General features: G+C 45.1%; 26 protein-coding genes and 1 pseudogene. 7 read left to right on the top strand and 20 right to left on the bottom strand.

Features of this window, described 5'->3' with window-relative positions:
• The first annotated feature begins 34 nt into the window (after positions 1-34).
• Positions 35-1,168, top strand: a complete 1,134-nt coding sequence (locus tag QZW82_RS08535) for an Rpn family recombination-promoting nuclease/putative transposase (RefSeq protein WP_293147030.1) — start codon at positions 35-37, stop codon at positions 1,166-1,168.
• A gap of 254 nt (positions 1,169-1,422) precedes the next feature.
• Here the strand turns inward: QZW82_RS08535 and QZW82_RS08530 are convergent, their stop codons facing one another.
• The 10 genes from QZW82_RS08530 to QZW82_RS08485 all read right to left on the bottom strand — a co-directional run bounded on the left by QZW82_RS08530 (position 1,423) and on the right by QZW82_RS08485 (position 7,559).
• Positions 1,423-1,710 carry an NfeD family protein gene (locus tag QZW82_RS08530; protein WP_293147028.1) on the bottom strand — a complete coding sequence of 96 codons (288 nt, stop codon included), beginning with the start codon at positions 1,708-1,710 and terminating at the stop codon, positions 1,423-1,425.
• A 92-nt stretch (positions 1,711-1,802) separates the two neighbouring features.
• On the bottom strand, positions 1,803-2,090 hold the full coding sequence (locus QZW82_RS08525; protein WP_293147026.1) for an NfeD family protein: 288 nt from the start codon (positions 2,088-2,090) through the stop codon (positions 1,803-1,805).
• 100 nt (positions 2,091-2,190) lie between these two features.
• Entirely contained in the window at positions 2,191-2,478 is a 288-nt protein-coding gene (locus QZW82_RS08520) for an NfeD family protein (RefSeq protein WP_293147024.1), read from the bottom strand.
• A gap of 100 nt (positions 2,479-2,578) precedes the next feature.
• Positions 2,579-2,866, bottom strand: coding sequence for an NfeD family protein (locus tag QZW82_RS08515; RefSeq protein ID WP_293147024.1), 288 nt, complete (start codon positions 2,864-2,866; stop codon positions 2,579-2,581).
• 308 nt (positions 2,867-3,174) lie between these two features.
• Positions 3,175-3,318: a hypothetical protein gene (locus tag QZW82_RS08510; protein ID WP_293147022.1), complete on the bottom strand. Its 144-nt coding sequence runs from the start codon at positions 3,316-3,318 to the stop codon at positions 3,175-3,177.
• Positions 3,319-3,708: 390 nt separating this feature from the next.
• A complete protein-coding gene (locus QZW82_RS08505; protein ID WP_293147020.1) occupies positions 3,709-4,176 on the bottom strand; it encodes a GNAT family N-acetyltransferase in 468 nt (155 codons plus the stop codon).
• Positions 4,173-4,688: a cupin domain-containing protein gene (locus QZW82_RS08500; protein WP_293147018.1), complete on the bottom strand. Its 516-nt coding sequence runs from the start codon at positions 4,686-4,688 to the stop codon at positions 4,173-4,175. Before QZW82_RS08500 ends, QZW82_RS08505 begins: the two co-directional genes overlap by 4 nt.
• Before the next feature lie 9 nt (positions 4,689-4,697).
• The gene (locus QZW82_RS08495; RefSeq protein ID WP_293147016.1) at positions 4,698-5,339 is read right to left on the bottom strand and encodes a type I restriction endonuclease; all 642 of its coding nucleotides are present in this window, start codon (positions 5,337-5,339) and stop codon (positions 4,698-4,700) included.
• 36 nt (positions 5,340-5,375) lie between these two features.
• Positions 5,376-6,425, bottom strand: a complete 1,050-nt coding sequence (locus QZW82_RS08490) for a DUF1611 domain-containing protein (RefSeq protein WP_293147015.1) — start codon at positions 6,423-6,425, stop codon at positions 5,376-5,378.
• Positions 6,426-6,479: 54 nt separating this feature from the next.
• A complete protein-coding gene (locus tag QZW82_RS08485) occupies positions 6,480-7,559 on the bottom strand; it encodes a dipeptide epimerase (protein ID WP_293147014.1) in 1,080 nt (359 codons plus the stop codon).
• Between the two features lie 121 nt (positions 7,560-7,680).
• Between QZW82_RS08485 and QZW82_RS08480 the strand changes: the two genes are divergently transcribed.
• The 3 genes from QZW82_RS08480 (at position 7,681) to QZW82_RS08470 (ending at position 9,478) form a co-directional block, all read left to right on the top strand.
• Complete coding sequence (locus QZW82_RS08480; protein WP_293147012.1) at positions 7,681-8,430, top strand: hypothetical protein; 750 nt, start codon at positions 7,681-7,683, stop codon at positions 8,428-8,430.
• Positions 8,431-8,626: 196 nt separating this feature from the next.
• The gene (locus QZW82_RS08475) at positions 8,627-9,067 is read left to right on the top strand and encodes an NADAR family protein (protein ID WP_293147010.1); all 441 of its coding nucleotides are present in this window, start codon (positions 8,627-8,629) and stop codon (positions 9,065-9,067) included.
• A 129-nt stretch (positions 9,068-9,196) separates the two neighbouring features.
• Positions 9,197-9,478 carry a hypothetical protein gene (locus tag QZW82_RS08470; protein ID WP_293147008.1) on the top strand — a complete coding sequence of 94 codons (282 nt, stop codon included), beginning with the start codon at positions 9,197-9,199 and terminating at the stop codon, positions 9,476-9,478.
• 253 nt (positions 9,479-9,731) lie between these two features.
• Here the strand turns inward: QZW82_RS08470 and QZW82_RS08465 are convergent, their stop codons facing one another.
• Together QZW82_RS08465 and QZW82_RS08460 are read right to left on the bottom strand one after the other, a co-directional pair.
• Positions 9,732-10,436, bottom strand: a complete 705-nt coding sequence (locus tag QZW82_RS08465; protein ID WP_293147006.1) for a hypothetical protein — start codon at positions 10,434-10,436, stop codon at positions 9,732-9,734.
• 198 nt (positions 10,437-10,634) lie between these two features.
• The gene (locus QZW82_RS08460; protein WP_293147004.1) at positions 10,635-10,904 is read right to left on the bottom strand and encodes a hypothetical protein; all 270 of its coding nucleotides are present in this window, start codon (positions 10,902-10,904) and stop codon (positions 10,635-10,637) included.
• A gap of 296 nt (positions 10,905-11,200) precedes the next feature.
• Here QZW82_RS08460 and QZW82_RS08455 point away from each other — a divergent pair, with 296 nt between their 5' ends.
• From QZW82_RS08455 to QZW82_RS08445, 3 genes are all read left to right on the top strand, one after another.
• On the top strand, positions 11,201-14,176 hold the full coding sequence (locus QZW82_RS08455; protein ID WP_293147002.1) for a tetratricopeptide repeat protein: 2,976 nt from the start codon (positions 11,201-11,203) through the stop codon (positions 14,174-14,176).
• A gap of 374 nt (positions 14,177-14,550) precedes the next feature.
• Complete coding sequence (locus QZW82_RS08450; protein ID WP_293147000.1) at positions 14,551-15,225, top strand: Uma2 family endonuclease; 675 nt, start codon at positions 14,551-14,553, stop codon at positions 15,223-15,225.
• 104 nt (positions 15,226-15,329) lie between these two features.
• Positions 15,330-16,769: a 16S rRNA (cytosine(967)-C(5))-methyltransferase gene (locus tag QZW82_RS08445; RefSeq protein ID WP_293146998.1), complete on the top strand. Its 1,440-nt coding sequence runs from the start codon at positions 15,330-15,332 to the stop codon at positions 16,767-16,769.
• 561 nt (positions 16,770-17,330) lie between these two features.
• On the opposite strand, the gene QZW82_RS08440 is transcribed toward QZW82_RS08445, so the two are convergent.
• The 8 genes and pseudogenes from QZW82_RS08440 to QZW82_RS08405 all read right to left on the bottom strand — a co-directional run bounded on the left by QZW82_RS08440 (position 17,331) and on the right by QZW82_RS08405 (position 25,498).
• Complete coding sequence (locus QZW82_RS08440; RefSeq protein ID WP_293146996.1) at positions 17,331-20,057, bottom strand: transglycosylase domain-containing protein; 2,727 nt, start codon at positions 20,055-20,057, stop codon at positions 17,331-17,333.
• A 156-nt stretch (positions 20,058-20,213) separates the two neighbouring features.
• A complete protein-coding gene (gene chlG / locus QZW82_RS08435) occupies positions 20,214-21,224 on the bottom strand; it encodes a chlorophyll synthase ChlG (RefSeq protein ID WP_293146994.1) in 1,011 nt (336 codons plus the stop codon).
• 197 nt (positions 21,225-21,421) lie between these two features.
• Positions 21,422-21,544, bottom strand: a pseudogene (locus tag QZW82_RS08430) (DUF29 domain-containing protein); the annotation flags it as partial.
• Positions 21,545-21,831: 287 nt separating this feature from the next.
• On the bottom strand, positions 21,832-22,536 hold the full coding sequence (locus QZW82_RS08425; RefSeq protein WP_293146991.1) for a helix-hairpin-helix domain-containing protein: 705 nt from the start codon (positions 22,534-22,536) through the stop codon (positions 21,832-21,834).
• A 283-nt stretch (positions 22,537-22,819) separates the two neighbouring features.
• Entirely contained in the window at positions 22,820-23,167 is a 348-nt protein-coding gene (locus QZW82_RS08420; RefSeq protein ID WP_293146989.1) for an NINE protein, read from the bottom strand.
• 83 nt (positions 23,168-23,250) lie between these two features.
• Positions 23,251-23,463 (bottom strand): hypothetical protein, encoded by a 213-nt coding sequence (locus tag QZW82_RS08415; protein ID WP_293146987.1) that lies wholly within the window; start codon positions 23,461-23,463, stop codon positions 23,251-23,253.
• Positions 23,464-23,707: 244 nt separating this feature from the next.
• Positions 23,708-25,300, bottom strand: a complete 1,593-nt coding sequence (locus tag QZW82_RS08410; protein ID WP_293146985.1) for a type II CAAX endopeptidase family protein — start codon at positions 25,298-25,300, stop codon at positions 23,708-23,710.
• Positions 25,301-25,348: 48 nt separating this feature from the next.
• Positions 25,349-25,498 (bottom strand): hypothetical protein, encoded by a 150-nt coding sequence (locus QZW82_RS08405; RefSeq protein WP_293146983.1) that lies wholly within the window; start codon positions 25,496-25,498, stop codon positions 25,349-25,351.
• Between the last annotated feature and the right edge of the window lies 1 nt (position 25,499).

Here is a 25,499-nt window from a genome sequence, read left to right as displayed (position 1 = left end):
TATAGTAGCCATCTTCGATTCCCATCGACAACTCATGAAAACAGACACCATTTTCTACAGCCTGTTTCAAGAATTCCCCAGGTTCTTCTTTGAACTAATCGATCGCCCTCCAGAAGAAGCCGCCGCCTATGAATTCACCTCCCGCGAAATCAAACAACTGGCATTCCGCATGGATGGGTTATTTCTGCCCACAACCGAAGCACCGGAAAAACCATTTTACTTGGCGGAAGTTCAGTTTCAACCCGATGCCGACTTGTACTACCGCATCTTTGGCGAACTCTTTCTCTACTTGCGACAATACAAACCCGTCAATCCTTGGCGCGTCGTTGTCATCTATCCCAATCGTCGCATCGAACACGAACAGATGCTGCAATTTCAGGAACTCTTAACCAGTCAGCGTGTCCAACGGATTTACCTTGATGAATTGCCAGAAGCCGCCGATCGCTCCCTGGGAGTGAAAGTTGTTAAACTGGTAATCGAGCCAGCAGAGACAGCAGCAGAACAAGCAAGGGAATCGATCGCTCTTGCCCGCCAACAGTTATCCGATCCGATCGTTCTACGCGATTTAATCAACCTCATCGAAACAATCATTGTCTACAAACTCCCCCAAAAAAGCCGCGAGGAAATTGCCATCATGCTAAATTTAAGCGAACTCAGAAACACTCGTTTTTACCAAGAAGTCAAGCAAGAAGGTTTAGAAGAAGGGATCGAACAAGGTGAGCAGCAGGCGAAGTTAGAAGCCATTCGTCGCACGATCGGGTTGGGGATAAATTTAGAGACGATCGCACAATTATTAGATTTGTCCGTAGAATTTGTGCAGCAAACAATTCACAAAATCCAACGCGAATCGATGTCAGTCCCCGAACAACAGATCGACTCGTTTATCGAACTGTTAACCCAGCAGCGATCGCTCTTTTCGGCGGCACAATTAACTGAACTAGCGCAGCTAATTGAACCCTTAGCTGATGAGAGCGATGTCCTTTCAGAAGCGCTTTCATCCTGGGCTGCAAATTACCCTTCAATTGGGGAAGCTCAATCCAAACTGCTGGAACCGCTACCGCCGATCGCTAAAGCATCAGAAACAGCAGCAGTCAGTCCAGAAAGTAGCGAATCTAAAATTGGCGATCGCCCTAACAAACAAGCTCTCAAAAATGCCATTTTATTGTAGCGCACAACAGCTTACCTCCTTTAGAATTCGGCGGTTGAAACCGCTACTACAGAAACAAAGCCCGCCTCCGCGGGCTAAGAAATAAAAGGGGTATTTAAGCTAAATTGCAAGGATATTGTAGGGGCAATCCCCCCGTGGTTGCCCCTAGCCCTAGGCATAATGCGTAAGTCTTATAAACAACAGAATAGTTAGAGCCCCGACTTCTTAAAGAAGTCCGGGCTCTAACCGTGAAAAGGTTTAGATTACTTTCTGGTTTAGTCGGCGGGAGTGAGGGAAACTAAAAGAGTGATTTTGTCAACGCCGATGACATAAACAGTATCTCCGGGTGTGAGGGTGATTTGGCGATCGCACCGTGCGGGCCACCAGCTACCTTGGAAGCGGACGCGACCTGTTTGATTCGGGTAAATCGATTCATCGACGACTGCTTCTTCGTTGAAATAGATAAAATTGGTATTGATGTAGTTGTCCACTAACATATTGTTTTCTGTGCTGTGGGTGTGAACAGAAAAAATCGAACCGAAAGCTTTTGCTAAGTTAAACATTTCCCTGACTCCTGTTGTGTTAAAATATCGAAGTTTTATCGCCTGTGTATGCTATTTGAAAGGTTGCATTTCCTGATTTTTGAAGCTCTGATTTAGTCTGCGGGAGTGAGGGAAACTAACAGAGTGATGCTGTCAACGCCGATGACATAAACCGTGTCTCCGGGTGTGAGAGTGATTTGGCGATCGCACCGTGCGGGCCACCAGCTACCTTGGAAGCGGACGCGACCTGTTTGATTCGGATAAATCGATTCATCGACGATTGCTTCTTCGTTGAAATAGTTAAAGTTGGTGTTGACGTAATTTTTGATTAACAGATTGTTGGCTGTGCTGTATCCTTGAGTGGAGAAGAGAGAGCCGAAAGCTTTGATTGCGTTGAACATAATATTTACTCCTGTTTTGTTACAATATATGGAAGTTTAATCGCCTGTTTCTGCTATTTGAGAGGCTGCATTTCCTGGTTGTTAATGCTCTGATTTAGTTTTAGTCTGCGGGAACGAGGGAAACTAATAGAGTGATGCTGTCAACGCCGATCACATAAACCGTGTCTCCGGGTGTGAGGGTGATTTGGCGATCGCACCGTGCGGGCCACCAGCTACCTTGGAAGCGGACGCGACCTGTTTGATTCGGATAAATCGATTCATCGACGATTGCTTCTTCGTTGAAATAGTTAAAGTTGGTGTTGACGTAATTTTTGATTAACAGATTGTTGGCTGTGCTGTATCCTTGAGTGGAGAAGAGAGAGCCGAAAGCTTTGATTGCGTTGAACATAATATTTACTCCTGTTTTGTTACAATATATGGAAGTTTAATCGCCTGTTTCTGCTATTTGAGAGGCTGCATTTCCTGGTTGTTAATGCTCTGATTTAGTTTTAGTCTGCGGGAACGAGGGAAACTAATAGAGTGATGCTGTCAACGCCGATCACATAAACCGTGTCTCCGGGTGTGAGGGTGATTTGGCGATCGCACCGTGCGGGCCACCAGCTACCTTGGAAGCGGACGCGACCTGTTTGATTCGGATAAATCGATTCATCGACGATTGCTTCTTCGTTGAAATAGTTAAAGTTGGTGTTGACGTAATTTTTGATTAACAGATTGTTGGCTGTGCTGTATCCTTGAGTGGAGAAGAGAGAGCCGAAAGCTTTGATTGCGTTGAACATAATATTTACTCCTGTTGTCTTACAATATATGGGTGTGTAATTGTCGGTTTGTGCTATTTGACAGGCTGCATTTCCTCGATTGAGATTGATTGATTGCCCTGATATTTCATTGTTCTTGTCTTCAGTCGTTTTATCCGGATCGAAGTCCAAGAATTTTTAAAATGTAAGAGGGATTTGAGAAGCGGTTGCGGGAGTTTAAATTCGGTAATTCCGAGGTATTGAATTAACGATTTAGTGGTTGAGCCGTGGGTGGGATTTACCTCAAGGGTAGATGTGGTTATCTACACTAGCGCTTGGGTGATTCCGCATTACTGCTGCTGTGAAGATGTTTTATTTTTGGGCTTGATTTTTTGACTCGGTTGTGACTCGTTTGCTTGACACTTACTAATTTCCCAGGAATCGAATGTGTTTGGTGCGATCGCCCTGACACTTTTATCGTCTGGTACTGGCACAGGACACTTCTCGGTCTGGAAACAACGATTTATCAATAGTTTCAGCCTACTCATCTGACTGGTAGCTGTGCCAATTTAGGCAACTGGACTACCGCAGGCTGTGAATCCTGAGTTTACGCAAAGTCGATCGGGCAATCCGGAACATCCATACATATCTAGTGCGTGAGTCAGAGGTTCGTAGTGAGGACTTCAGTCCTCTCTCGTCTGATGAGGACTGAAGTCCTCACTACGAACCGATTTTAAGTTCGTAGTGAGGACTTCAGTCCTCTCTCGTCTGATGAGGACTGAAGTCCTCACTACGAACCGAGCCTGTAATCCCAATTATTTAACAAGTCGAACTTAAAATCAATTCATAAATTCAGAATCTCAAATTCATAAAAGTCATAATTATCAAGAACCTGCTTGATACTGCATAATTGTTACCGGAATTCTGAATAAAGTTTTACCTAACTGAGACAAACCGAACTTGAATTTCAGGGACTGTGGCAAATCTTCCACAGAAACTTCTACAAAGCCAAAGCGAGTATAAAATGATGCGAGTCGCTTTCCCAAACATTCTAAGTATAGCGGTTCTGTAGCCTGTTGAATTAAATGTTTTGTCAGATAAATGCCCAAACCGCGATCGCGCCAATCCTTCGCCACCACCAAACTACCCAACTCTTGCGCGCCCGCAAACTTCCGCAATTGTCCGCAAGCAACCAATTTCCCATCACATTCGATCGCCCAAAATTGCTCCCAGCGCAACTGAGTCGGATCGAGTTTGGCGCTCCAAACTAACTTTCTAATTGATTTGATATCTTGCTCCGACGCTTGGCGGATTGTGCATTCTGGGGGTAAGGAAACAGAACTTGCAATCATGATGATTCCTGCTGGCTATCTCGTTTGGCTTGAGCTTTCAACATCCTTTCTTTTAACCGCGCATTTCTCTCGACAATTTCGGGATTTCCCTCATACCAAGGCGGAACATCGTCATAATCGGGAATGCCATCATCTATCAGATAGCGCGCGTTGGGCTGCTTGGGATAACCAGCGGCCAATCCTCCAGTACAGATAACAAACAAGGCTGTATTTTCACCCGCTTTTAATGCTCTCTTCGCTGACGGAGAAACTCTCACAATATCGCCGCCCTCAAGTGTCAATAGTTCACCATCTACAACCATCAGGCCTTGGCCTTCAACTACAATATAAACTTCTTCTTGTTCTGCGTGGCTGTGAGTAAATGTGTAGCCATCTCCCGCAGGCAAGCGAATCAAACCTAAAGCTACTCCTTGCAGCTTTAGCTCTCGCCAAGGGTTAGTGAGTTGGGGTAACTTGTCAAAGTCAAAGTGAGCTTTAGTGAAGTTATTGTTACTTTCAGAATCTAGTTCCATATTATGTATTTAAGTAGAAGAGGTATTGCTGGAAATTATACTAGCTAGCCGTTTCAAAACGCGAAATACTTCGTAAATTTCGTTGCCGGGATTCGCAATATCGAAAAGCTTAGAGACGGCATACTGCGGTGTATCTTGTTTAGTCACTTTAATGAATCGGAAACTGCTGCCATTTGTCAGAAGCCCAAACGTTGGTTGTTCTGAATTTGGGTCATTCAGCATATAAAATAGCAATTGAGGAAGTCCAGCTTCAACGGAATATTGCGATCGCTTGGCTTCGATCGCCACCACCCAAAAAGATTCAATTAAAAGCAGAACATCTATACTTCCCCTGACAAGCATACCTTCATCCACGGTGACAAGTTCCACCGATTTTTCTGCCTCTATGTGAAAGGGATTGAGGTATAAATCTGCTAAAAATAGCAAGGGAGCAAGTACCACCATTTTTACAGTATCTTCTATCATGGAGTGGTCGGCACTGTTAGTATAGCCTGCCTTTACTTTATCAAGATATCGCTTTTCGACCTCAGTAATTTCTGGTAAATTGTCAATCCACTCCCGGAAGAATTGCTCGTCTTCACAAAACTCGAAGTTAAATTTTGTTTTGACATCGTTGAGGGTCAATGTTTTTGCTTGAATTGATTGTGTCATGGCTTTGCATCTTCAATTGAAATTTATTGTAGCATACTAATTGTCGATCGCCCTTAACAACACCTCCGCACCAAACCGTACCGGATCGGTACAAAGCAATCCCGTTTCCCCTTGAACTTCAGCTATTGCTAATTGTGCTTCAGCTTCATTTAAGTGATGAGTATTCAGAGCGATCGCGCTGACTTTTGCCCCAACAAAAGCACCCGCAGCAGCGGCCACCATTTCGTACAATTCAACCACTTTCAACAAACTAGGAATCGATACGTGAGGGTGATTGCAAATGTGAGTTTGTCCGGCTCGGTGCGCTAAAATTAAGTGAGTTGGCTGCGCGCCCCGCAACAGTGGCAGAGTCGCCGTCGAACCCGGATGCAATAGCGAACCTTGCCCTTCTACGTGCAGAATATCGCATTCAGAACCCAATTTTATCACCGCTTGTTCTACAGCACCGGCAGCAAAATCAACTCGCACTGCATCCAAAGCAATGCCTTCATTTCCAATCATTAAACCCGTTTGTCCGGTTGCTAAAAATTTGGAACGCAAACCGCGCTGCAAACAAGTGCGATTGAGTTCCAAACTTGTTGACATTTTGCCAATGCTCATATCTGTGCCGACGGTTAACACGCGGCGACAGCTTAATTTAGCAGCGGCGGCACAGGCGATCGCCCCAACAGACTTCGGTTCCTGACGCACGTCCCAAATCCATTGATTTTCGGTTAACGGAACCGTTATCAAAGGTGCAAGTTTCGCGTGCAAACCATTGACAACTGACAAACCTGCTGCTACCGCTTCATTGATTTCTGGCAGCCAATCCGGCGGCAAAATACCGCCGGATGGAGCAATACCAATTAGCAGAATATCCGGTGCAAATTGCAGTGCTTCTGCAACGGAAGCAACGATCGGTACTTGTTGGGGAATGCCAGTTAATTCAGACAAAGATTGTCCCGGACATTGGCGGTCAATTACTGCCACAATTTGTGCTTCGCTGTAGCGCAAAAAAGCTAAGCCTGTTTTGCCGGAAGCACCGAGAATTCCCTCGTGCAGCAAGATAGCAACTTTGCCATTTTTGATAGGATAGTTTTTAGTCATTGGTTCACTGTAGGTGATATCATAGCATCTCCCGATTAGTTGTGAGCGATATTTCTATTCTACAATGTTAATTCGCCGCACTCCCAATCCCGATCGCCCGTTTGGCAGCAAACACCCATTTTCGATGCTTGCACCCGTGAAAGGATCGTCTAGTAAATTCAAGTGACTGTCCAAATCCAAATAATCAGCTAGGGGAGAAAGTTGTGCGGCGGCCGTATTTGCGATCGCACTATCGGAATAGCAGCCGAACATTACTTGCAGATTGCAGGCTTTTGCGGTGTGAATCATCCGCATAGCTTCGCTCAATCCGCCGGATTTCATCATTTTGATATTGATGCCGTGGACGCAGTGCGCTAACTTGGGTATATCAGAACTATTAAAGCAACTTTCATCAGCAAAAATTGGCAGCGGCGATTGACGGTAAAGTTCCGAGAATTCAGCTATATCCGCGACAGGTGAAAGCGGTTGTTCGACATAATTTATGTTATATTTTTCCAGCCAGCGACACATTTCTACTGCTTCTTTCAAATTCCAACCACCGTTAGCATCTACACTGATTTGAATGTTAGCCGGCGCTTCGTCTAATACTGCGATTAACATAGCTTTGTCGGCTTCAATTCCTTCGGGATTGCCCAACTTGATTTTGACAGCCCGGTATTTGATGCTTGCGGGATCTGTCGCATCTGTGCCAAACCAATCGCGAACTCTGTCTCTCGCACCCGACGGCGAATTTATGCCGATGGTGACGGATGTGGGGACAATGCGCGATCGATCTAATCCCCACATTTTCCACAGCGGGAAGCCTGCTTTTTTGCCCAGCCAGTCGTGCATTGCCATGTCGATGCCGGCGCGGGCGGCCGAGGGTAACTCGATTTCTGTAAAGATTTGTTCGACTTTTTGGCGATCGCACGGAGTAAACTTTTCTAGTAGCGGTGCAACTTCCTGCAATGCTGCTAGCAAACTCTCCGTACTTTGGGGCTTAGAACCTGTGGAAAAGGGCGATGCTTCTCCCCAACCTTCGATACCTTCGTGTGTTAATTTTACCCACAAATTCGTTGTTTGAGCTGTTGTACCGCGGCTGATGGTAAGCGCAAACCGCTTGCGAACAGTGAAGGTGTGAATTTGAACGCGCATTTTCAGCTATTAGTATTTTTTTATACAGAACAATCGGCAGAGACGGATAGGGCGGATCTTTGCATTTTTTATTTTTTACTTTATAGTTTTATTTTGCTTGTTCTAGTTTACCAAAAAGTCGATGAAATTCATTATTTCTGTTTCGCCAAAGAGAGTTGCCTTCTCTCTTAGCATTTGGGTGCTCTTCTTTGCTGTTGCTGGTTTCACCGTACAAGTCCTGCGCTACGGTTTTAACTATCGCGAACGCTGGATTCATTTGTTTAATTTAGACAGAGAAATAAATTATCCTTCGTGGTACTCGTCATTTACTTTGCTATTTTGCGGGATTTTGCTCGGTGTTATCGGTGCTGCCAAGCAGAAACAGGGCGATCGATATTTTCGGCATTGGAAAGCACTAGGGTTCATCTTTGTATTCTTCTCTTTAGATGAAATCTTGAGCCTGCATGAAATATTAATTATTAACGACTTGCGAGAGTCACTGAATTTAGGAGGATTTTTTTACTTCATTTGGGTAATTCCGGGGGCGATTTTTGTTGCGGTTACTGGACTGACTTATCTCAAGTTTCTCTGGCACTTACCCCGAAAAACCAGGGATTTATTTCTACTGGCAGGTAGTATATATGTAGGTGGAGCGCTTGGCATGGAAATGGTTTGCGGTTATTATGCAGATGCGGTAGGTCAGCGAACTTTAATCTACGGTTTGCTGGCTTCGGTTGAGGAAATTTTGGAAATGGTGGGGGTAATTGTATTCATCTATGCGCTGCTATCTTACATCGGTTCCTATCTCGAAGATATTGATTTGCAGTTCAAAATAGTGGATGAAAGAGACGTAAAATTGACTGCCACTAAAGGAAGGAACGAAAGTTTTTAGTTGGTTGTTATTTGCTGGTTGTGAGTTGTTCGTTATAATAACCAATACCCAATGCCCAATGCCCGAATAGAATGGATCCGTAATTCATCGAACTTATAGCAAACACCACATTGGTATTGACATAATTCAGCTCGTGAATATATCCCCAAACCCCTCACCAGAAACAGTCAAACTGTCAACTGTCAACTGATATAATATGACTATCTACTTTTACAGCACTCTCGGCGAATACGGCAGTTTCTCTAATTTCTCTCGTCACGGATTCGAGTTAGACGGAGAATACTGGCCGACTACCGAACATTATTTTCAAGCACAAAAGTTTCCCGAAACGGAACACTGCAAGCAAATTCGCCAAGCAAAAACACCGAAAGATGCAGCAAAAATGGGGCGCGAACGCTCTCGTCCCCTGCGCCAAGATTGGGAACAAGTCAAAGATGATATCATGCGAAAATGCGTATTACGCAAATTTGAAACTCATGCCGATATCCGCGAAATTTTACTCGCTACCGCAGATGAAGAAATAGTCGAAAATGCACCCGGAGATTACTATTGGGGTTGTGGGAAAGATGGCAGTGGCAAAAATATGTTGGGACAGATTTTAATGGAAGTGCGAGAGATTTTGCGACAAGACACGTAGCGAGTAAAACATAACCTACAAGTTTGTAGTAAGGACTTCAGTCCTTTCTTTCTAAATTCAAGAGGGAGGACTAAAGTCCTTACTACGAACCTATGATAAAGCAGGACTTATTTAATCCTAAGTCCTGCAATGCTGCTAAGCGAGCATTTCCTCAATTTTATTAAACAAGGTGACTCAAACATCCGCCTGACCACCTGTCAAATTGTGTGCCAATCTCCTCAGGCTGTTCTAGTAGAGGGTTTAGCCTCTCCTCAGAGACTGCAAAGCAGGGGAAACGGTAAAAACCCTGCACCACTTTTTGGTTTTGACAACTACTGTCAACCAGAATTAACTTTTATCGTGGTAAGTACAGCATTTTTCGCCAGTCGCCTCCCGGACACCGTTCTCCTTAGGTTGGCGATTCACAGGTAAAATAACAAAACTCCTGTTCTGGGTAAGGTTGATTTTTTATTTATGCTGTATATTTCTATTCTCTGCGATTTCTCTAAATTGTGACCTGTTGTACAGAATTCTTTACACTTTTTCGATCTAAAAGATGCTGTTTTTGTTTTGATTAAGAGATCGATCGCACTTTTGGAATCCTCCCTCAGACTTAGGTTCGGGGATCGCAGCTTAAGTGAGTTTTCAGCGAATTATAAGATTGCGGACTGTTAAGATTTTTGAGTTATTTGGCTGCATTGGCGCCGAACTGCCGCCGTTGTTGTTGAATTCGGTTGAACTCTTTCTGTTCTTCGCACAGCAACGTATTGTCGATCGGCGATCGCATATCCCACTGCAACTCTGAGAGTAACAGCAAACAACCCGCCATAATTATGCCTGTGGTTAGATATTGCCAAGGGGCAACGAATGTTAATAGAGGAATGCTCAATAAATGAGTTAGTCCAATCAGGATAAAAGTGCGCGATCGCAAACCGAGTCCAGTACAAAAATAGCCGATCGCGCTCAACGCTAACCACAACTCGCACAGATGCAGCAACCAAAATCCCCAACCCGCAAAAATACTGCAATCCGTCAAAATCAAACCAGCAATCATCAAAATCGCCCAAGAGTAAAGAATCCAGCTAACCCGCTCGACTCTTACCCAAAACAAAGTCAAAACAGCCATGATCGCAGTGCCAATTAGAGTCACAGTTGACCACAGAATCGCCTGAAAGCTCCAACTAAGCGGGACAAACTGAGCCGTGAAAAAAATCCCCGCCGTCACCAAAGCCCAAAGCAGAAAAGTTTGGTCAATGCGGGTATAAAATCCCGAGAAAAGAGTAATATTTCCGACTTGCCAGCGGAGGCGTAACAGGCCTGCGAGGTCTTGTACGTCGAGATGTTCTTGTTTGGAGCGGATTAGAGGTTCACAGGGGTTGAAGAAGGTCATTCAGTATGGTTTAAAATATCAAGTTTTGCGTATTGTAACAAAACGTCAAGAAGATTTTGCAGATTTTTATATCCTTTTTTCTCATTCTCCGGCTCTGCCTGGGGAGGTAGATCCGGAGGCTCTGCCTCGCGTCAGGCTGAGACTTGCGAGGCAGAAGGCTGCGTTAATCTTGGACTAACGCAGCCTTGAGGTTTGAGTTCAAGCAAGTCCCCAATTCTTATCTTTTGGAGAATAAATGAAGGCAACATTCACAAGAATTGATTTGTCTTTTTTGCCTGTTGAGTAAACTTGCCACGTACCTGTGGGAACCTCCCGCAGATACGGTTTATTTTGTCTTAGCGGGAAGTAGATTGAACTTTTTGAGCATTTTACTAATTCGGCGGCACGTTCAACAGTGCAGCCAAGTTCTACCGAAACTGCGATCGGCTGGGTGAACAGATTTAACTGTTCGCTGTTATAATTAGTCATGAGAAATCCTTGGTCTGTATAGACCATAAACAACATGAGAGTGCTACTGGTTGCAGCCAGTGGCGCCCAAAAACTGATAAGCGAAAGCGTCTCTAGTACCACCTAGGGGCGCTTGTTTGCTTGTTAAAGGCAGTTTAGCACTGCTTTAAAAAATATACAACAAAAATAACGTATATTTTTCAAACCTATGATAAATTAGACGTATAATTTATCAAAACCTTGTATAGCGAGCATTTCATGCAAAACCAACCAACAAGAATTTCTCCTGCCCAGTTATTATCCAGGGGGTTGACGGTATGAAAGGTACACTTCTCTCTCGCTTCACGCCCAGTCTGATGAAGCACGAAGATTTAGAGGAGATGTTAGTGCAGCGTCACGATTTTGCAAACGAGCTAGTCGAGTCAATCCGCCAAAGCATCCTCAAGCAGAGCGAGCAGCATCACCTATTAATTGGGATGCGAGGTATTGGGAAGACGCACTTAGTCTCGCTAATGTATTACCGCGTTTCCAAAATGGAGGATTTGCGGGAAAAAGTGCTGATTGCTTGGTTGCGGGAGGAAGAGTGGGGCGTCACGTCGTTTCTCGATTTGCTGCTGCGAATTTTGCGATCGCTCCAATCAGAATATCGGGATGAATACAATGCTAAATTGTTCGATCGCGTAGAATCGCTTTACAATGAATCGCCCGATACTGCCCAACAGACAGCAGCAGAATTGCTGAAAGATTTTGCGGGCGATCGCACTCTGTTTTTACTGGTAGAAAATCTGGATGATTTATTTGAAGGATTGGGCGACAGCGGGCAACAGCAATTCCGAGACTATTTAGAAAATACTCATTTCTGTACGATTTTCGCGACATCTCAGCATTTATTCAAAGGAATTGACAATAAAAAAGCACCATTCTATAATTTTTTCAATCGCCACGATTTAGAAAACCTAAATTTAGATCAAGTTGTCTGCTTGTTGAAAAATATCGCTAAATTAGAGGACAACAAAGAACTAGAGCTATTCATAGAAACCGCAAAGGGACGTTCTCGAATTGAAGCAATCCATCACTTGGCTGGAGGGAACCACCGCGTTTATATGATTTTTGCGGAATTTTTGACTCGCGACTCGCTCGATCTACTGGTAAAACCGTTTTTGCAAACCTTGGATGAATTGACGCCATACTATCAGGCGCGGATGGCGTGGCTTTCGCCGCAGCAACGAAAGATAATTGAATTTTTGTGCAATCGGCGCGGGGCTGTCATGGTTAAAGACATTGCCCGACGCTGTTTTATGACGCATCAAACAGCATCCAGCCAACTTAAGCAACTATCGGGAATGGGTTATGTAACGAGTGAGTCGATCGGGCGCGAATCGTATTATGAAATTCGAGAAGTGCTGATGCGCTTTTGCATGGATGTGAAGAAGCATCGCGGTGAGCCGATTAGTTTAATTGTGGATTTTTTGCGGTTGTGGTACACGCAAGAAGAGTTAAAACAGCGATTGGATCGCTTGGGAGTAAGATTTAGTGCAATCGGGAAAGAGCTAGTCGATCGTAGCTATGAAAAAAGTCAGTTGAATTATCAGCTAAGTCTGGAAACACTACCGCCTAATGCTTTAGCTGAGCGAGAATATTTGCTGCGCGCGCTTCAGCCACGAAAAACAGATGATTGTGAAGACTCTCGCGTGGCGGCTTGCGTGAGGGAAATTGAAAATTTCAAAGAGAAGAAAGACTATTTTTCCGCTTTGAATTTAGCAAATAAACTGGTTGCAATTCGCGGTAAGGCACGAGATTGGTTAGAAAAAGGACGTTGCTTGCACAATCTCGAACGTTATGATGAAGCATTAGAATGTTACGATCGGGCGATAGATCTTAATGCTAATTATCACCCTGCTTGGGCTTTACAAGGCAATGTACTTAACCACCTCGAACGATATGAAGAAGCTTTAGTATCTTTCGATAAGGCGATAAAACTTGGTGCAACTTATCATTCTGTTTGGGTTTTACGAGGCAATGTCCTCAACCACCTCGAACGATATGAAGAAGCTTTAGTATCTTTCGATAAGGCGATAAAACTTGGTGCAACTTATCATTCTGTTTGGGCTTTACGAGGGTATGCACTCGATAACCTCAAACACTATGAAGAAGCTTTATCATCCTTAGATAGAGCGATAGAACTTGGTGCTAATTATCAGGAACTTTGGGTTTTACGAGGCAATGTACTCAACAACCTCGGACGCTATGAAGAAGCTTTAGCATCCTTAGATAGAACGATAGAACTTGATGCCAATAATCAGTTGGCTTGGGCTATAAGAGGTATTGTACTCAACAGCCTCAAACGCGATCATGAAGCTTTAGCATCCTTAGATCGGGCGATCGAATTTGACGATAATAATCAACATATTTGGGTTTTACAAAGCAATGTACTCAAAAGCCTCAAACGCTACCATGAAGCTTTAATAGCCTTAGATTGGGCGATCGAACTTGATGCCAATTATCAGTCGGCTTGGGCTAACCGAGGCAATGTACTCAATAATCTCAAATGCTATGATGAAGCTTTAGCATCCTTAGATTGCGCGATCGAACTTGATGCTAATGATGCTTGGGCTTGGGCTAACCGAGGCAATGTACTCTACAATCTCAAACGCTATGATGAAGCCTTAGCATCTTACGATCGGGCGATCGAACTTAAGTATGACGATCGGCTTGTTTGGGTTATACGAGGCTATCTACTCAACAACCTCAAGCGATATGAAGAAGCTTTAATATCTTGCGATCGAGCGATCGAACTCAATTATCAAGATTCACCTGTCTTCTTCAATCGCGCCATTGCCATTCTCGGATTAAATCGTTGGGATGAAGGGATTGCCGCCTTAGATGACGCATTCCAACGCCTCGAATCAGACGATGAAGTTAGTTCTAAAGATGCCGAGTTAATTATCCGTAACCTATTCGCGAACACCCACGATACAACCATATCTCAAACTCGCATCACCAGCCTAATCACAGTTTACGAAAAACACAACCATCTCTCAATCTTAGGACAGGGAATCGTGCGAAATATCCCCGCGCTAATGTCAGAAATGGTCAGCGACAAAGCCGCACGCACTTGGTTAGAATTGTGGCAAGAAACAACCAGCAACTACGAACAATTCCAAATTCCCATGCGCCTGCTGAATGCCGCTGTCCGCTATAAGCAAACCAAGGGCGACAGACGAGTTTTGCTAGAACTTCCCATTGAAGAACGCAATTTATTGGAACCGTTGGTGTCAGGAAAAGTAGAATAGGCGATTAGAAATTACGGTGACGATTGAGGCCCCGGCGATTGGAAATCGCGGCTACACAAACGATGTCCGCCTCCGCGGACGGAAGAAATGAAATTCAACCCGCGAAGGCGGGTTTTGTCTGTGTAGACGCGGTTTCAACCGCCGGGTTTTATCAACCCGCGAAGGCGGGTTTTGTCTGTGTAGACGCGGTTTCAACCGCCGGATTTTATCAACCCGCGAAGGCGGGTTTTGTCTGTGTAGACGCGGTTTCAACCGCCGGGTTTTATCAACCCGCGAAGGCGGGTTTTGTCTGTGTAGACGCGGTTTCAACCGCCGGGTTTTGTTGAAATAGGTATAAAATAGAAATTGATGCTACTAGCAATGGAGTCATCCCCATGACAGCAACAATTCCCACTCAAACTTTGCCAGCAATCATCTACCCAGACAGCGACGGAAAACCCATGTCTGACAATACCAAACAGTTCCAATTAATCGTAACCATTCAAGGCGGCATAGATGCCTTATTCAAAGACAACGAAAATGTCTTTGTAGCAGGTGATTTGCTGTGGTATCCCGTCGAAGGAGATAACAAAACCCGCCAAGCACCTGATACGATGGTAGTCTTTGGTAGACCAAAAGGTTACAGAGGTTCCTACCAACAGTGGCTGGAAGATAATATTGCGCCGCAAGTTGTCTTTGAAATCCTCTCCCCTGGAAACCGCATGGGAGCCATGTTTAAGCTGTTTAAGTTCTACGAGGATTATGGAGTCGAAGAATATTATGTCTACAGTCCAGAGGATAATGAGTTAATAGGTTGGCTGCGAAGTGAGGGAAAACTCAACTATATTGAATCAATCGAGGGTTGGGTAAGTCCGCGTTTGGAAATCCGTTTTGAAACTGCATCAGGAGACTTGGAAATTTATCGTCCTGACGGATTGAAGTTTTTGTCTTATGTGGAGTTGTCGAGACAAATGGAACAAGAAAGACAGGAGAAAGAGTTGGTACAGCAAAAAGCCGATCGCCTTTCTGAAAAACTCCGAGAAATGGGCATAAATCCAGAGGACATTTGAGACTTTTGTAGCGAGTAGTCAGAAACCGGGTTTTTATCGAATTTGCGGGCTGTAACCAAGTATTATCGTAAAAAACCCGGTTTCTCGGCCCCCATATCTTAACTATGCAAAATCCTCGCCAAATAGCCTTTATCGCACTCCGGGAAGTCCACCGCCGCGGTGCATTTGCAGATGCTGCGCTCGATCGCACTTTACGCAACTCTCAACTCAACGACCTCGATCGCCGTTTAGTCACAGAATTAGTCTATGGTAGCGTCAGGAGAATGCGATCGATCGACTTTATCATCGACAAACTAGCCACCAAAAAATCCTCCCAACAACCGCCAGATCTGCGTACAATCCTACATTTAGGCCTATATCAACTCCAATATCTCAACCACATTCCCCCCTCCGCCGCCGTCAACACCACTGTTCAATTAGCAAAAGAAAACAAATTATCAGGACTCAGCAGTTTTGTTAACGGCTTGCTGCGGCAATATATCCGTTTAACCCCCCCAACCCCCCCTTACCAAGGGGGGGCTAAGAGTAGTCCTAATTCCCCTCAACAACCAGACACTCAAACCACTTCTAATCCCCCCCCTTACCAAGGGGGGGCTAGGGGGGGTTTGAATCCCCTAAAATTACCAGAAAACCCAGTCCAACGCCTCGGAATTCTCCACAGCTTTCCCGACTGGTTAGTAGAATTGTGGAACGAACAAATAGGCGAAACCGAAACCGAACAACTCTGCGAATGGTTCAACCAATCCCCCACAATTGACCTCAGAATCAATCCCTTAAAAAGCTCGATCGCCCAAATCGAAACCGCCTTCAAATCCCAAAACATCTCAACCAGCAGAATCCCCCATTTACCCCAAGCATTAAGACTAAATGGCAGCACCGGCGCAATTCAAAACCTGCCCGGATATAGCGAAGGTTGGTGGACAATCCAAGACAGCAGCGCTCAATTAGTCACCCATTTACTCGATCCACAGCCGGGGGAAACCATCATCGATGCCTGCGCCGCACCGGGAGGGAAAACCACCCACAGCGCCGAATTAATGCAGGATACAGGCACTATTTACGCCTGCGATAAAACCGCTAGCAGACTAAAAAAACTTGCTGAAAATGCCGATCGACTCCAGATGAAATCTATTAAAATTCATACCGGAGACAGCCGCCACTTCCCAGAATTTATCAACCTAGCAGACAGAGTATTATTAGACGCACCTTGTTCGGGCCTCGGAACCCTACACCGACGCGCTGACGCCCGGTGGCGGCACACTCCCGAAAATATTCAACAACAATCCCAACTGCAATCGGAATTAGTAGCAAATGCAGCGACATTTGTCAAGTCCGGCGGCGTCTTAGTTTACGCAACTTGCACGATTCATCCTTTGGAAAATGAACAGGTTGTGCGATCGTTCTTAGATAGCAATCCTAACTGGCAAATCGAACCGCCAACTATTGATTTACCCGTTCAGCCGTCACCGGAAGGATGGGTGAAAGTTTGGCCGCACAAGCATCAAATGGATGGCTTTTTTATGGTGAAACTCAAGCGAGATTAAGAAGAATTCAACCCGCGGAGGCGGGTTTTGTTTGTATAGACGCGGTTTCAACCGCCGTCTTCTTATGGATTTTTATGGTGAAACTCAAGCGAGATTAAGAAGAATTCAACCCGCGGAGGCGGGTTTTGTTTGTATAGACGCGGTTTCAACCGCCGTCTTCTTATGGATTTTTATGGTGAAACTCAAGCGAGATTAAGAAGAATTCAACCCGCGGAGGCGGGTTTTGTTTGTATAGACGCGGTTTCAACCGCCGTCTTCTTATGGATTTTTATGGTGAAACTCAAGCGAGATTAAGAAGAATTCAACCCGCGGAGGCGGGTTTTGTTTGTATAGACGCGGTTTCAACCGCCGTCTTCTTATGGATTTTTATGGTGAAACTCAAGCGAGATTAAGAAGAATTCAACCCGCGGAGGCGGGTTTTGTTTGTATAGACGCGGTTTCAACCGCCGTCTTCTTATGGATTTTTATGGTGAAACTCAAGCGAGATTAAGAAGAATTCAACCCGCGGAGGCGGGTTTTGTTTGTATAGACGCGGTTTCAACCGCCGTCTTCTTTAAGAGTTTAATATCTCGGTTCTTGATAACGTTCCGGTTCTTGATAAGCTGGTTCTTGATAAGCAGGCTCTTTATAGGCTGGTTCTTGATAAGCTGGTTCTTGATAAGCTGGTTCTTGATACGCCGGTTCCCGGTGTTTGGGCTCGGGATTGGGATTGTAAGGCACGATCGCACCATCGTCATTCATAATCATCCCTCGAATAATCTCCTTCGGTTCGACGGGTTTCGCCTTAATACTGCCTTTGCGGCCCTCCAACTTAGGTAACTTCGGAAACTCCTGAACCGGCATTCCCTTCACAGCTTGATTCATAAAATCTCGCCAATTGTAAGCAGCAGTACCGCTAGTTCCCCCCGTCGGATAATTGTCATCATTCCCCAGCCAAACCCCAGTCACCACCTGCGGAATGTAACCGATAAACCACAAATCCCGCACCTTTTCCGAAGTACCAGTTTTACCAGCTACAGCGCGATCGCCCAAAGAAGCAGGCCCGCCCGTACCACCAGTCACGACACCCTCCAACATCCAAGTAGTAATTGCCGCACTATCCTTATCCAAAACCCGCTTCGGTTTAAAATCAGCCTTATAAATCACATCTCCCCGCTGATTAATCACCTTAGTAATTCCGTGCGCTTCAATAAAATTACCTTCCGACGCTAAAGTACCGTAAGCATTAGTTAACTCCAGCAAATTCACCTCAGACGAACCCAAAGCCAGGGAATAAATCGGACTTAATTTAGACTTAATTCCCATATCGTGGGCTAATTTGATTGCCGGTTCAAACCCGACATCCATCAACACCCTGACAGCTACGACATTTACCGAACTCGTCAAAGCATCAGAGATCGATCGCCAACCGCTAAACTTTTTCCCGTAATTATTCGGTTGATAGCCGTCGATAATAATTGGCGCATCTTCATAGCTGTCGTAAGGCGAAAAACCCGCCCCCATAGCCGCCGCATAAACCAACCCTTTAAACGTCGATCCGGGCTGGCGCAAAGCCTGGGTAGCGCGATTAAACTGACTTTCCTTAAAACTTCCGCCACCGACTAAAGCCTTAACTTCCCCTGTTTTAGCCTCTATTGAAACCAAAGCCGCCTGTTCAAAACCCTGACGGCGGCCATCAACCTCGATCGCATCTTTAACAACTTTTTCCGCTATTTTCTGCCACTTCAAATCCACCGTCGTCTCGACAGTCAAGCCGCCCGATTCCAAAGCATCCTTAGAAACATAGCGCGGCAATTCCTTGCGAATGTAACTAGCAAAATAAGGCGCGACTACTTTAAATCGTTTCGGCTGACTTTGTTTTACTTTTATCGGTTCCGCCTGGGCTTCCTTCGCCTGAGCCTCTGTAATTACCTTCGCTTCCTGCATTTGTTGCAGCACAATATTGCGGCGTTCCTTAGCAATATTCGGATTTACCAAAGGCGAATATTCACTCGGGGCCGGCGGCAAACCCGCCAAAGTTGCCATCTCTGCCAAAGTTAATTTATCGACTGGTTTGCTAAAGAAAACCCAAGCTGCATCCGCCACTCCATAAGCATCTGAGCCCAAATAAACCAGATTTAAATATCTTTCTAAGACTTGTTCTTTGGTCAACTCCCGCTCTATTTTTTGAGCTAAAAGAGCTTCCCGAACCTTCCGCTTAAGGCTTCTTTCCTGATTGAGAAAAACCACGCGGGCCAATTGTTGGGTAATTGTACTGCCGCCCTGCACCAAATCTCTGGCTATCACATTTGAAGCGATCGATCGCACAATACCTTGATAATCCACCCCGCGATGTTCGTAAAAACGGCGGTCTTCTATCGAAATAAAAGCTTTAGTCAACAGTTCGGGAATTTCCTTCAGTTTCAGCTTATCTCTAGTTGCCGGCCCCGACTGCAACAAAATCGTATTGTCAGCAGCCTTAATTGTCAGCGTCCCGTCGCGGTTAAAAGCCGACAAATCGTTAACATCCGGCAAACCTTTGTCTAAGGTATATAAAATCCACAAACCGTAGATTAAAGCGCCACTTCCTATACTGAGAATACCTAAACCTATCCAAAATCTCGGGCGGCGGGAGATCCATTTTTTAGTATTTTTCTGCGGTGCGCTATCTTCCTGCGGTGCAATACTTTCCTGTAGTTCGGTATTTGTCGGTGCGCTATTTTCCTGTAGTTCGGTATTTATTTGCAGTTCGGTATTTGGCGGTGCAATACTTTCCTGTAGTTCGGTATTTATTTGCAGTTCGGTATTTGGCGGTGCAATACTTTCCTGTAGTTCGGTATTTATTTGCAGTTTGGTATTCGGCGGTGCAATACTTTCCGGCAACTCGCTACTATGAGATTGTTCTGGTAATTTAGTTCCCAGCAAACTCAAGCCCGGCCCCAACAATCTCTTGCCTTTTTCTTGCAAGCTGCTAACTTGAGGTTCAATTTCCAACCAAACTATTAAGCGCCTCAAGCCTTCCCAATCGCGCTTGACTATGGGAAATTCATCCTGTTCTGAGTCGGAATATTCTGATGCTAATTCTGACTCTTCTGGAGGTTCAGCATCTTCTGATATCACATACTCCGATCGCTCACCAGTTATCCGCCCCGACAATTCAGGCGGGGATTGCGATGAGTTTAGCCCGGTGCTATTGGCAGCATTTGGCGATTCTAGATCGGAATTATCGCCTACTCCCTTAGTGACTTTACTCAATTTATCCTTGATATTTGAGAAAAATTCTGACACGTTCAGACCTTCAAACCTCATCAATTTAAATTAAAAATTAAAAATTAAAAAGGCTAACCCCCTTCAATTTTTAATTTTTAATTTGACATTTTTTCTTCAAGAAAACTGTGCATAATCTTGAGTTTTTTATTTTTGGTTAAAAATATTTAACTCAAAATTGCCAACTCAAAATTTTTCTCAACCAGCATGGCCCAGTGCCAAACCCGCTACCAGCATACCCAGTACCAGGAAAGGCTGAGCACTTGCCTGATATTTAACATCATTTTCCAGGGGATTACGCAAAAAGTACATATCCTGAAAAGTGATTTGGGGAACGATCAACAGCAGGAGAATGACAGCGTAAAGGTTTTGGTGAATGCCGATCAGGTAGCCTGCAATGCCTGCTTGAAATATGTCGATCATCAACACGCAAATCCAGGCTGCGGTGCCGATGCCAAACATCACTGGCAAAGATTTTAACCCTAATTGGCGATCGCCCTCGACACTTTTGAAATCATTTACGATCGCAATTCCCAGTCCTGCCAAACTGTAAAACAGCGTCAAAACCATAATGGTGGGATCTAGTGTACCAAACAAAGCTTGACCTGCCCACCAAGGCAGAGCAATGTAGCTAGCACCTAGGGCATAATTTCCCAACCAGCCATTCTGCTTGAGTTTCAGCGGTGGTGCAGAGTAGATGTAAGCCAAAAATGCACCGCCGAGAGTCAAAACAGTCATGATGGGGAATTCATGACCAGCCCACAAGTCTAGAGCATAGGCCACCGCAATGCCTGCGGCTAATAATACCAAAATTTGGGTAACTACTTGGGGAATCGAGATAATCCCCGACGGAATTGGACGGTAGGGCTCGTTAATGGCGTCGATGTCGCGATCGTAAAAATCGTTTAAAGTTTGAGTGTAGCCAGCCAGCAAAGGCCCTGACATCAACATACAAGCGGAGGCGATCGCAAAATTCTCTAAATTCCAAACATAGTTTCCCGAAGAAGCCGCCCCGCACACCACGCCCCACATCAGGGGAATCCAGGTAATCGGTTTCATCAGTTGCAAGCGAATCTTCCAGATGGAAGTTTCCCCGCTAGCAGCCCCTTTCATACCCAACATTTGCCGAGTTTTGGCACTGCGGCTGTCTGCTTGAGGACTGTCTGCTGCGGTTTCTGGGGGAGTTTGGGATGGAGGAGAGTCAGACATAAGTGTGATTTTAGGGGTAATCTGCTGTTGTGTCGTTTTGCATTTTAATAATTCTGTAGAATAGCACCAATATTCCAAGCATTGTCTAGTCCACAATTTTTTAGATCCCTGACTTGGGAGAAGTTGTCGGAAATCTGGGTATTATATTTTTTGATATGGGATTAATTACGATCTGGCGATCGGGTTTTCACACTATGCTACTTTGAGATTATTTCATCTGGCAAAAAGTTGGAATCTAGAACCTCAGTAGAAGTATAAACGGACAATTGCGGAAACGTCTCTATCGACAATTCAGTTTCAGCACTTGCTTGTTCTACTGCATCCGCATAACATTAAGTCTTCGTAGGGTGTGTCGCCATTTTTAATCTCTCGGATTTAATTGCGAATCTCATGGCGACGCACCTCACACACTGATAGGTTCATTCAAGTTCCGAGGTGTGTCTCTATTGAGATTGTCGGTTTTTTTTAAAGATAATCGATAGCGACACACCCTACGACTCTAGGTTCATTCAATATCCGAGGTGCGTTGCTATTGAGATTGTCTGTTTTTCCTAAAAATTGTGATAGCGACACACCCTACGACTAGCTATATTAGGAAAACTGCAAACTAACAAATATGGCGGTATGAATCAAAAGGCAGTCCCGTCCGCCGCTTGACATCAACAACTGATTTGTATGCGCCTTTGATCTGCCTTTCTCTAACTATGGTTTCAGCCACAACCCGATCTAAACCGCTTTGGATCAACTCTTCGGGCGAAAGAATATTTAACCGTTTCCAAGTAAATTGGGATTCTTTTTGATAATTGTAGCTAAAGCAAATCATCGGGGCGATGCGTCTGACGTGACTTTCGGGAACTCCGGCGATTTCCGATAACTCTTCGGCGTGGGTAAAAAGGTAGCCTTCGTTTTGCAAAGATTCAATATCGTTAGCGTAGACGATCGGCAAACCCAAGATTTTGACCATATCATCTTTGGTGCACTCGTTAATATCTATTTTGCCGCGCACGTTGGCTAGTTCTTCGGCATTTGTCGCAGTTGCAGGAACCAGCAAGCCTCTGGGTGCGGTTTTGATCAGATAGCGTTTTTTCAAAGAAAAGGCTGTGACAATTTGAGCTATCCAAACGAGGGTGCCGAAATTAGCTGAAGAAGATAGCGCTAGTGCTGCTAAAGTAAAGCAAACACCCCATCCCATCCAACTGCGAATATTTGTTTTTTGCCCTGCATAGGCGATCGCCAATCCGCCGAAGTAGGGAATAAAAGAATACCACACCCAGTTTGGAGTTTGACGCAGCCAGTATAACTCTTGAGACACTTTATTTCTATCCTCGCTCGACTTTAGATTTCAATACGGTTCACTTAAAAATGTTTCTTCCCCGGAGATCCCCCTAAATCCCCCTGATAGTCGGGGGACTTTGAGAATATCTTGTCCCCCCCTTTGTAAGGGGGGTTAGGGGGGATCTCCGGGCTTAACTGAAGCGTATTGGTTTATCTTTGACTCTTGTTTAAATCCCAGCCTTTTGATAGTGGCTTCCATTCTTGCTTAGATACGTTAAATCTGTTAAATCGGTTACACAATCCGTGGCCGAACTTCTAAATTACAATTCCCGCAGCAGTTTTTGGCGTTTTTCTTCATATTCTTCGGCGGTAATTGCGCCCATATCGTAAAGTCCTTTCAATTCTGCGATCGCCCCTGTGACATCTTTTGCACCTCTGAGGGCATACCCAGACGGCAACATTCCGCCATTGTACTGTAGCTGAAAAGCTTGTTCCGACATCAGCAGCAGACCGATAAAATCGAAAAATGCGATCAGTGAGGGAATTAATGTCCAGGAAAAGAGCAAATAAAATACTCCTGCTACATTGTTGCCCAAATAAAATTTGTGACCTCCGAAACCTCCGATAAAGAAAGCTAACACAACTGCTACGGTTTTATCTTTTACCATTTTTCCCTTTCCCCAGTTTTTTACTTTAACGAACGCGATCGACAACGAATGCGATCGAGGCAAGCAATATTACTAATTTTTACTCATTTATTTGGGTTTTTGCGAAACTTGGACATCGCAAAATACAGCAGAACTATACCGGCTTGAGCCTGTAGAATGACCGAGTAGCCTCTCAAGAAATAATTGAGTTCGCTACCGGAATTGAAAGAAAATATTAAAATGCCTAGGGCTGCGTAGGGTGCGAAACGCATCCAACTTGGCGTTCTCTCTAACTTGTGGCTGTTGAAATTGCTCATTGGGTTTGAAACCTCATCCTTACTTAAATTTAACATAAAAATTAGCAGAATGGTCACGCTCGGTTGGGTGCGATCGCCCGGGCTAACCTGACATCGATCGACCTACAAGATATTACTTCCATGTTAAAACAAGTTTTTCCGTTAAAGTCAGCAACCGGGCGATCGCCAAATTTCACCTCAGCAGACAATGCCGGTAGATGTCACAAAAGCCCGGTTAATTAACAATTATTAACAACCGCCCCAATTAACCTGCGCCGCCGCCCAAAAGAAACAGACTCAAGAGAGTTCCGCTATTCCAAAGACTGTGGAGAAGCATGGGGGCGAGGAGATTGCGCGATCGCGTGTACACAAACCCCAACACCGCGCCCAAAGTCGCCAAAGGCAGAATCTCAGAGACACTCAAGTGAGCCACCGCAAACAAAAAAGCCGAAGCTGCGATCGCCCCGGAAACAGGCAAATAGCGAGTCAGAGAAGGCAGTAGAAAGCCCCGAAACACGATTTCCTCAAAAACCGGAGCGGCGATCGCAGCAGTGCCGAAAAACACCGCCAGAGCCACGTTGTCCCTACCTTCAAGGACGATCGGCAAAATCGGATTGCTGCCACCTTGTCCCTGCCATAATTGTTGATTGATCAGCGACACCACAACCACCAAAGGCAAAGCCACAAAATAGCCACCCAACCCCCACAAAAACCAATTTCCCTGCCAATCAATCCGAAACCAACCATCAGGTAAAGGTAAAAAAGACTTGACCGAAAAATACAGTACCGACAGCCCGCCAGCCGACAGCAACAAATAAGTAGCAAAGATATAAAAAGCCTTTTCGCGCGGGTCAAAAGTAGCAGGACTCAGTTTGAGAACAGCTAGAGAAGCAGGCAGCAACAAATACGGAATCAAGATTTGCCCGACAAAGAAAAAGCCGACTACCAGCACCTGCCAAACAATCTCGCCATCCCAAGGCACATCCCAAGTCAAGCTGGCATTGCGCGCCAACAGCGGCCCCGAACCTGCCTTATCTAACTGCTGGCGCTGCAACAGCCACTGCACGCTCAAACCAACCAGCAAAACCGTGCCGATACAAAGAGATATAGCCGGAACGCCAACAACAATTGCCAACTTTTCTATAGCTTGCTGGGCCGTTACTTGCTCTGCTGCTTGCAGCGCTACCAGCTCTTTAGAACGTTCTTGCAGCTTGTAAAGTTGTGCTAGAGCGCGATAGCGAAACCACCCATCCAAAGACTTTTGAATGCGCGGCTCAGCATCCGGCAGCAGTTGAGGCGGATTGCTCCAAATTCCCGTTAAAACTTGAGCGGTTGTCGCTAAAGGATCGCCATCAATTTCAGTTTTGTAGCGCTCAACTAAATTTTTCCAAGTTTCGATCGCCGCCTTAGTTTTTCCGCTGCTTGCCTGCAAAATTCCCAATCGCAAGTCAAGTTCGTTTAGCAGCGCTGATTGTTGCTTAATTGACTCTTGCACAGCCTTTTCTTGTGCCGATTTGAGAGCCAGATTTTCCGACTTTGAGACGAGAGCCGGCGGAGTTTGTTTTAATTGTGATTGAGTTGTTTCGAGAGTTTTTTGAGTCGAATCTCGCGCGTCTTGATACTGCGTCAAAGCTGTATTTAAAGGATCCGAACCGATAATATTCTGGCGCGCCGAACTTAAATTAGCACTCTGATTATTTTCACCCTGCCACTCCGAGGCGTGCAGCAGCAAATTAGTCTGGTAGAGTTCCAATCGGCTTTGGATTTGGGGTTCACTCCAACTAGCAAGTAAAGATAAACCGACCAGGGCGATCGCGATCGCCGTTAAAATACCTAAAATTATCCGCTTCAGTGTCATTCCTAGTTTTCCGTCCCGCGCAAATCTGTGTCTAAGTCTTTCCCATCTTTAATCATAGGCTTTTGCAGCCGAGAGTATCCCGCCAACTGGTAAAATCTCACTGGCTAATCTTTTTGACTCGCCTCGCACCCGAAGACTGGGTAAGGTACGCACCAGCACCCACGGACTCAGTAACAGGGTGACATACTCCCACGTCATA

This window comes from Microcoleus sp. bin48.metabat.b7b8b9.023, from assembly GCF_013299185.1.
In the GTDB taxonomy this organism is placed as follows: Bacteria; Cyanobacteriota; Cyanobacteriia; order Cyanobacteriales; family Microcoleaceae; genus Microcoleus.
The sequence above is the reverse complement of the archived record's forward strand: the minus strand, read 5'-3'. Positions and strand labels throughout refer to the sequence as shown.